The 8,115-nt window shown below is 38.5% G+C and carries 10 protein-coding genes; 7 read left to right on the plus strand and 3 right to left on the minus strand.

What is annotated here, in order from left to right; translation table 11 throughout:
* From J582_RS27390 to J582_RS23915, 3 genes are all read left to right on the plus strand, one after another.
* A partial coding sequence (locus J582_RS27390) for a GTP-binding protein TypA (RefSeq protein WP_081405577.1) occupies positions 1-145 on the plus strand: 145 nt, incomplete at its 5' end.
* Between the two features lie 255 nt (positions 146-400).
* Positions 401-832, plus strand: a complete 432-nt coding sequence (gene mscL / locus J582_RS23910) for a large conductance mechanosensitive channel protein MscL (protein ID WP_000022555.1) — start codon at positions 401-403, stop codon at positions 830-832.
* Between the two features lie 140 nt (positions 833-972).
* Positions 973-1,326 carry a gamma-glutamylcyclotransferase family protein gene (locus J582_RS23915; protein ID WP_032048768.1) on the plus strand — a complete coding sequence of 118 codons (354 nt, stop codon included), beginning with the start codon at positions 973-975 and terminating at the stop codon, positions 1,324-1,326.
* Between the two features lie 11 nt (positions 1,327-1,337).
* On the opposite strand, the gene J582_RS23920 is transcribed toward J582_RS23915, so the two are convergent.
* Positions 1,338-1,628, minus strand: coding sequence for a peptidylprolyl isomerase (locus J582_RS23920; RefSeq protein ID WP_002051379.1), 291 nt, complete (start codon positions 1,626-1,628; stop codon positions 1,338-1,340).
* 19 nt (positions 1,629-1,647) lie between these two features.
* Positions 1,648-2,472, minus strand: coding sequence for a bifunctional DNA-formamidopyrimidine glycosylase/DNA-(apurinic or apyrimidinic site) lyase (gene mutM / locus J582_RS23925; RefSeq protein ID WP_031981649.1), 825 nt, complete (start codon positions 2,470-2,472; stop codon positions 1,648-1,650).
* A gap of 75 nt (positions 2,473-2,547) precedes the next feature.
* Between mutM and J582_RS23930 the strand changes: the two genes are divergently transcribed.
* The 4 genes from J582_RS23930 (at position 2,548) to J582_RS23945 (ending at position 7,481) form a co-directional block, all read left to right on the plus strand.
* Positions 2,548-3,114: a DNA-3-methyladenine glycosylase gene (locus J582_RS23930; RefSeq protein ID WP_004885355.1), complete on the plus strand. Its 567-nt coding sequence runs from the start codon at positions 2,548-2,550 to the stop codon at positions 3,112-3,114.
* 134 nt (positions 3,115-3,248) lie between these two features.
* Positions 3,249-5,372, plus strand: a complete 2,124-nt coding sequence (locus J582_RS23935; protein ID WP_031981651.1) for a TonB-dependent receptor family protein — start codon at positions 3,249-3,251, stop codon at positions 5,370-5,372.
* A gap of 9 nt (positions 5,373-5,381) precedes the next feature.
* Positions 5,382-6,491 carry an NADH:flavin oxidoreductase/NADH oxidase gene (locus J582_RS23940; protein WP_031981653.1) on the plus strand — a complete coding sequence of 370 codons (1,110 nt, stop codon included), beginning with the start codon at positions 5,382-5,384 and terminating at the stop codon, positions 6,489-6,491.
* A gap of 66 nt (positions 6,492-6,557) precedes the next feature.
* Positions 6,558-7,481, plus strand: coding sequence for an AEC family transporter (locus J582_RS23945; protein WP_004885358.1), 924 nt, complete (start codon positions 6,558-6,560; stop codon positions 7,479-7,481).
* Positions 7,482-7,515: 34 nt separating this feature from the next.
* On the opposite strand, the gene J582_RS23950 is transcribed toward J582_RS23945, so the two are convergent.
* A partial coding sequence (locus J582_RS23950; RefSeq protein WP_032048770.1) for a tetratricopeptide repeat protein occupies positions 7,516-8,115 on the minus strand: 600 nt, incomplete at its 5' end.

Here is an 8,115-nt window from a genome sequence, read left to right on the forward strand (position 1 = left end):
TTTAACACCTGCAATTGAATTTACGCTTGAACAAGCTCTTGAATTTATTGAAGATGACGAGTTAGTAGAAGTTACTCCAAAATCAATTCGTATCCGTAAGCGTTACTTGACTGAAAACGAACGTAAACGTAACCGTGATAAATAATTTTTCTTAAATGAAAAAGAAAAACCGCTAAATTCGTTTAGCGGTTTTTTATTGCTTACTGGTAAAGCTGAAAGTAAACTTAAAGTCATATTTTTCTTGTAAGCAAATATGTTGTTAAAGTGTGAAATAGCTTTCTTTTTTTGAAAAAAATATTAAATTATCAATATCATGGCGAGTACTATCTAGACGGATAAGAGGCCAGTGAAAAAAGAAAAATATGATGTGTTCCTCCCCCCTACATCTGGAGATGTTTAGATGAGTATTATTCAAGAATTTAAAGAATTTGCCATTAAAGGCAATATGATGGATTTAGCCATTGGTGTAATTATTGGTGGTGCTTTTGGCAAAATCGTAGACTCGTTAGTAAAAGATATCATTATGCCGCTTATCACTGTAATTACTGGTGGTGGTGTTGATTTCTCGCAGAAATTTATCGTATTAGGTGCAAACCCGAATAACTTACAATCTCTAGATGCCTTACAAAAAGCAGGTATCAACGTATTAACTTATGGTAACTTTCTGACCATTTTAATTAACTTCCTGATTTTGGCTTGGGTTGTGTTCTTAATGGTGAAATTATTAAACAAACTTCGCCGTGATAAGAATGAGCCAGAAGCTCCAGCTGCAACTCCAGAAGATATCCAATTATTACGTGAAATTCGTGATGAGTTGAAAAAACAAGCTTAATAAAAAATTTAAGTATAAAAAACGGTACCTAGAGTACCGTTTTTTATTACAGAGCATTTTATACTGGACTAGAGATATTGATAAACTTGCTAAATCACAGTTAAGTTTAGCTAAGCAGATAGAACAAGGAACATAAATTAATGAATCAGCTTTTTGTATATGGAACCTTATGCCCTAATAAAGCAAATGCTCATATTTTAGAGCAGATTGGTGGAAGCTGGACGAAAGCTAGTGTACGAGGGGTAATTCATATTTTAGATTGGGGCCCAGACAAAGGTTTAAAAGCGTTAGAGTTAGATCCGCAAGCAGATTGGATAGAAGGTTATGTGTTTAGCACAGAAAAACTTGCTGAAAACTGGCAAATGTTAGATGACTTTGAAGGCTTTCAATACCAGCGTGTAATCGCTGATATAAAACTAGAGTCGGGTGAATATATTAAAGCCTGGACATATCAAATGAATGCACAGGCTAAAACTTTTGAAAATGATAATTAAATTAATGAGTCCTAACGTAAGCTGCCCATTCGGAATTTAACTTCTAAAAGATGATAGCCAAACTGACTTTTGATAGGGCCTTGTAATACACGTTCAGCAGCCGTAAATACTACTTTGTCGATGACAGGTACCAACTGTCCTTTTTTGACTTCACCAAGTTCTCCACCACGTTTTGCTGAATTGCAAGTGGAGTATTGCTTGGCAAGTTTGGCAAAGTCAGCCCCACTTTGTAGCTTCTTTTTTAGCTGTTCGGCTAAGTCTTTATCTTTGACTAAAATATGTCGGACAATTGCTGTTTGCATGTTGTCTTCCTCCAAAAAATTAAGGCTTTCTCAGCTTTTTAAGCGGTTGGCATTGTGGGCAAAATACACTGGCGCGCTGACCGAGTTTTAAGTTTTCTAATGTGGTTTCACAGTTAACACACATTTCTCCGGCACGACCATAAGCGAGTAAAGTCTGTTGAAAATAACCATTTTCACCCATGGCATTGCTGTAGTCTCGTAAAGTCGAGCCGCCTAAATCAATTGCTGACTTCAAAATTCGCTTAATCTCGATAACCAGTTTCTCAATTTGTTGCATAGTCAAATCGCCAGCAGGCTGAGCTGGGTGAATGCCTACATTAAACAAGCTTTCGGTTGCATAGATATTGCCAACACCAACCACTACATGATTATCCATGAGTGCAATTTTTATGCCGACAGCTTTATTCTTGAGTTTGGAAGCTAAATATTCTGCATGAAAGTCAGTACTTAATGGTTCTGGCCCTAAAGTGTCGATGAGTTTGCCTTGAGTTTCAGGGTTAAGCCAAAGAATGCAGCCAAAACGACGTGGGTCGTGGTAACGTAACTGCTGATCTTCAAATTGAATAATCAGATGATCATGCTTTCTCAATTCATCGTTTGGTTGACACAGACGAAAGCTTCCTGACATGCCTAAATGCCAGAGCATTTGATCTTGTTCAAACTCTGCCAAAATATATTTTGAACGACGATTTAATCCAATCAGGCGTTGCCCAACAAGTTTTTGAATATCATCTGGTATTGGCCAACGTAAGCTAGGATTACGTACTTCAACACTTAAAACTTTTTGATTCAATAAGGGAAATAAACTGGTTTTGGTGGTTTCGACTTCGGGTAACTCAGGCATGCCAACTCGCAGAATTAACAGATATACTGGATTAATCAAGTATAACGTGTGGTATGTAATATTTCAGAGAATACTATGTCAGATATTTTACCATTAAGCTGGTTTCAACGAGAAACTTCGGAAGTAGCATATGATTTAATCGGCTGCGTATTATGTAAGCGACAGCCTGATGGACAAGTTATCCGCTGTACAATTAGTGAAACAGAAGCTTATTTGGGTGTTCGCGATAAAGCCTGCCATAGCTACAATGACAAACGTACCGCACGAACAGAGGTAATGTATCGCCATGGTGGCACCATTTATGTTTATTTAATTTATGGTATGTATGAAATGCTCAACATTATTACTCAAACAGAAGGTGTACCTGAAGGAGTGATGATTCGATCAGCATTTTTAAATAGTGCTTCAACTAAAAAAGAATATAAGCTTTTGGCTGGACCTGGCAAACTGACACGTTATTTGAGCATTGATCGGACTTTAAAAGGCCAGACTTTAGGTGAAGAATCTGGACTATGGATTGAGGCAGCCACTACACAGCCAGAAGTGGTTTTAACGCCACGTATTGGAATTGATTATGCCGAAGAAGCAAAAGATTGGCCTGAACGATATTGCTGGAAAGATCATCCATCTTTAAGCCGATAACTCTTAAACTGGAAATCAATTTTTATATCGCAAAACGACTGTTCCAGATTTACAACAATGTAAACCGAATTCTATATCCAGACAAGACACTGCTTTTTGTTATCATAACTACAATATAAATAAAGGAAATAAGCATGTCCTTATTACGCTTAGACCGACTTCACTACTGTATTTTGATGAGTATGGGCTGTATTTCTAGCCCACTTGTTTGGGCAGAAGACTTAAATTCAGATGTTGCCAAATTGCCTACTTTACATGTGGAAGCAACGCGTACTGATACTACTTACTTACAAACACCTGCTTCGGTTTTTCGAATAGATGCACCTCAGGCGGATAGTTCTTCACAAGTGAATTTGACCGAGGTTGTGAAGGGGATACCGAGTTTGCAAATTCGTAACCGTGAAAATTATGCGCAAGATTTACAGCTATCTATGCGTGGTTTTGGTGCACGTTCTACTTTTGGTGTCCGAGGTATTCGCCTATATGTGGATGGTATTCCTGCAACAATGCCAGATGGGCAAGGCCAAACGTCTAATATCGACTTAAGCAGTCTGGACCATGTTGAAGTCCTAACAGGGCCTTTTTCTTCACTTTATGGAAACTCATCGGGCGGGACAATTTTAACTTCTACTAAAGAAGGAAAGGGTAAAGACTCAATTGAGCTCAGCTATTCGGGTGGTAGTCACGATAAAAGCCGAGCAGGGCTAGTGCTACAAGGTGGAGCAAAAGGGGCGAATGAACCAAGTTATATTATTAGCTCATCATACTTCGATACCGATGGTTACCGAGAACATAGCGGGGCAGAAAAAATATTAAATAATGCAAAGCTCAGTTGGAATCTTGATGATGGAAGTAAAATCAACTGGGTGACTAACTATGTCAAAATCAATGCCGATGATCCACAGGGTTTAACGCATGATCAGTGGAATGCGAATCCAAAGCAACAAGTTCCGTTTTTAAAGCAATTTAATGTTCGTAAAGATATCGAACAAACCCAAACGGGCATGACATGGTCTAAGCCTATTAATGATAAAAATGAACTTTATGCCATGGCATATTTGGGTAATCGTCAAGTCACTCAGTATCAATCTATTCCTAAATCTACCCAAGATGCCAGTATCAATCATGCGGGTGGTGTGATTGATTTTGACCGTAATTATTATGGTGCTGATTTCCGTTGGACAGGTAAAGAACTATTGCCAAATACAACGGTGAGTTTGGGGGTTGCACTCGATGCGATGGATGAAGATCGTAAAGGTTTTGAAAACTTTAATGCGGATGGTATTTATGGTGTCAAAGGTAAGTTACGCCGTGATGAAGATAATACTTTATGGAATATTGACCCATATTTACAAGTTTCATGGCAGTTCTTACCCACATGGCGTTTAGATACGGGCGTACGCTATAGTAATGTTCACTATAAGTCGGAAGATCGCTATTTAAGTAATGGCGACGATAGCGGCAAGACTGATTACAGTAAAGTTTTACCGTCGCTTGCGTTAAGTTGGCAAATTTTACCTGAGCTCATGGCTTATATGAGTTATGCCAAAGGGTTTGAAACACCGACCTTTACTGAAATGGCATATCAAACTGATACGACAAAGTCAGGTTTTAATTTTGATTTAAAACCATCGACCAGTGATACCTATGAAGCTGGTTTAAAATCACAAAACCAATTAGGTGATTTTACTTTGGCAGTTTTTCAAACTAAAACCAAAAATGACATTGTTTCAGCAGGAAGCTCAAATGGTCGTTCTACCTTCCGAAATGCGGATAAAACTTTGCGTGAAGGGGTAGAGTTTGCATGGAATAAAAAGTTGTGGCGAGATTTAACAGCGACAGCAAGCTATGCCTATTTAGATGCTACTTTTGATGCGGATATTCCTGCTTTAGGCAATATTGCTCAAATTCCAGATGGCAATGCGATTCCTGGAATTGCTAAAAATCAGGCTTATATTTCTTTAGCTTGGCAACCGAGCCACGGACTATATGGTGGTGTAGATGTACAGTATATGGACAAAGTATACGTGAATGATACCAACAGTGACGCAGCACCAAGCTACAGTGTAACTTCAGCAAATATTGGTTATGCATGGGATTTAGGTGCTTGGAAGGTCAAAAGCTTTGCTCGTGTAGATAACCTATTTGATAAAAACTATGCGGGTTCAGTTATCGTAAATGATGGTAATGATCGTTATTTTGAACCCGCTGATGGGCGTAACTGGAGTGCAGGTTTACGTGTAATTAAACAATTCTAGGAATTTAAAATGGCAAAATTATTTGAAACGGTTAATTTTGATTCGCTACAACTAGTCAATAGAATTGTAATTGCCCCAATGTGTCAGTATTCGGCAACTGATGAAGGTGAAATTACCTATTGGCATGAGCAGCAATGGGCAAATTACGCGTTGTCTGGAGCTGGGTTATGCATTGTGGAGGCTACGGCTGTACAAGCGGAAGGTCGAATTAGTTACGCAGATCTTGGACTTTGGAATGACCAGCAACGTGACCAGATCAAAACTTTATTAGGAAAAGTTAAAACACTTTCTCCTATGCCATTTGGAATTCAGTTAGCACATGCTGGACGTAAGGCATCAACTGAAAAGCCTTGGTTGGGGAAAGGTCAAATTGCAAAAGATCAGCCACATGGTTGGCAAACAGTTGCTCCAAGTACAAGTACTTTTTCAGTTCACGATGCTGCGCCACATGCATTAACAGTTGATGAAATTAAACAAATTCAACAAGACTTCGCCGCTGCGGCAAAACGTGCAGTTGAAGCTGGCTTTGAGCTAATTGAAGTACATGCAGCACATGGCTACTTGTTGCATCAATTTTTATCGCCAATTGCGAATCAACGAACAGATGAATATGGCGGTTCTTTAGAGAACCGTATGCGTATGACGCTTGAAGTACTTCAGGCAATTAAACTTGCTGTTCCTGCAGGTTATCCTGTAGGAATACGTTTATCTGCAACTGACTGGATGGATGGTAACGAACAGTGGGACATTGAGTCTACGGTTGGTTTATCAAAAGCCTTAGAGCAACTGGGAGCCGCTTATATCCATGTCTCTAGTGGTGGCTTACATGAACACCAAAATATTACCATCGGGGCAGGTTACCAAGTACCATTCGCGGAGCAGGTTAAAAAACATGTATCTATTCCTGTGATTGCGGTAGGTCTTATTACTGATCCACAGCATGCTGAACAAATTTTAGAAAACCAACAAGCTGATGCCATTGGTCTTGCACGTGCAATGTTATATGACCCACGTTGGCCATGGCATGCTGCAGCTACATTGGGTGCAAAAGTCAAAATTGCTCCTCAATATTTGCGTTGTCAACCACATGGCTTAAAACAGCTTTTTGATTCTTTTTAGTTTTTAAATATGTGGGCAAATTAAGATTTGCCCGTTTTTCTTTTGAAATGAGTGAGGGCGTTGTTTGTGGTTTTTCAGGTAATCTTACCAATTTTGATTTTATTATTGATGGGGTACTGTAGTGTTCTCATTAAACTGGTAACACCTGAACAAATTAAGGCTCTGAGTGCATTTGTTATTAAAATTTCTTTACCTGCTTTTTTAATCCAATCTTTAGCCAATAAAAACTTACAAGATATTTGGCACCCAGCTTATTTTATTGCTTATGGTGGTGGCTCTTTAATCTTATTTTTTCTGGCTTTTATCATTTATCGGAAATATTTTAAAAACAGCCTAACCCATAGTGCAGTCATATCGATGGGCGCTTCTATGTCAAATACAGGTTTTATGGGTACTGCTATTTTGACTATGCTCATGGGTAGTCATGCTGCAATCTATATATCTTTAACTTTAATTATTGAAAACTTATTAATTGTCGCTTTAATGCTTATTTTGGCAGAAGCGGGATTACATCAACAGCAGCGGCTTTTGCCTTTACTGAAAAAAACATTCATAAATTTAATTAAAAATCCTGTAATTATTGCAATTTTGGTGGGGATGAGCTGTATCTTGCTAGGTATTCATCTGCCTTCAAAACTTGGGCAAGCTTTAGAACTTTTAGGAAGGACAGCTTCGCCTCTAGCACTATTTGCTATTGGCGGCAGCTTAGTTGGTATAGGTATTACCGCCGTGAATTTACAAAGTGTATTGTTGGCTGGGTTTAATGTCATTCTTATGCCAGTTGTGATTTTTGGGTTATTCCTTTTATTACCAAACGTCAGTCAAGAGATGTTATATGCTGGAACATTAATTGCGGCACTTCCAATGCCAATTGCTTTTGGTATTTTTGGGCAAGCATATGGTTTAAATGAAAGAGCATTAACACCTTTAATGATAAGTACTATTATTGGTTTTATTGGAGTAAGTGGGCTTATCGCTTTGTGGTGGTAAAAGAAAAGCCCCATACGGGGCTATTGTTTCTTTGCTATTTTTTAGGTGCAGGCTGTGTAGGGGCGGCTGCAGCTTGTTTATTCTTCTCAGCAATAATCTTTTCGACTGAAGCTAAAGACTCTCTAGCATTAGGAACATTTTGGTTAGCAAGTTCAGTAAAAATCTGTTTTGCTTGAGGCAAGTTCTGAGGAATAATATTGCCATTTGCCATCATAGTCGCTAAAGCCATAGATGCTGGTGCATAACCTTTTTGTGCAATTGCTTGTAAAGCTTCAATGCCTTGGCGTTTCATTAGCGGGTTTTTATTTTCAACCCCTTGGCTAATATCATAAAGTGCTTTGACTTGAATAGCAGGGTAGTTTCCTTTTCGAATTAAAGGCGCTAGCTTTTGTAAAGCAATTTGATGAGACTGTGGCTTTTTCTGAGCAAATAAAATAGTCGCAATTTTTACCGTTGCATCATCAGAGCCTTGAGCTGATGCTTTTTGCACATATTGGCTAAATTTATTACTATCTTTTGCAACGCCTAATTCACCAGTTTCATAAATCTGTGCAAGTCTATAACTGGCCTGAGCATAACCTTTGTTTGAAGCGTCTTCATAATATTTTAGAGCTTTGGCATTATCTTTAGGGGT

Origin of the sequence: Acinetobacter sp. 1566109 (genome assembly GCF_000582255.1) — a bacterium.
GTDB classification, from domain to species: domain Bacteria; phylum Pseudomonadota; class Gammaproteobacteria; order Pseudomonadales; family Moraxellaceae; genus Acinetobacter; species Acinetobacter nosocomialis.

Coding starts and splice junctions, on each gene's coding strand:
- J582_RS23930 (WP_004885355.1), top strand. CDS start 2,548: ATGTCAGATATTTTACCATTAAGCTGGTTTCAACGAGAAACTTCGGAA.
- J582_RS23915 (WP_032048768.1), top strand. CDS start 973: ATGAATCAGCTTTTTGTATATGGAACCTTATGCCCTAATAAAGCAAAT.
- mscL (WP_000022555.1), top strand. CDS start 401: ATGAGTATTATTCAAGAATTTAAAGAATTTGCCATTAAAGGCAATATG.
- mutM (WP_031981649.1), bottom strand. CDS start 2,472: ATGCCTGAGTTACCCGAAGTCGAAACCACCAAAACCAGTTTATTTCCC.
- J582_RS23935 (WP_031981651.1), top strand. CDS start 3,249: ATGTCCTTATTACGCTTAGACCGACTTCACTACTGTATTTTGATGAGT.
- J582_RS23940 (WP_031981653.1), top strand. CDS start 5,382: ATGGCAAAATTATTTGAAACGGTTAATTTTGATTCGCTACAACTAGTC.
- J582_RS23920 (WP_002051379.1), bottom strand. CDS start 1,628: ATGCAAACAGCAATTGTCCGACATATTTTAGTCAAAGATAAAGACTTA.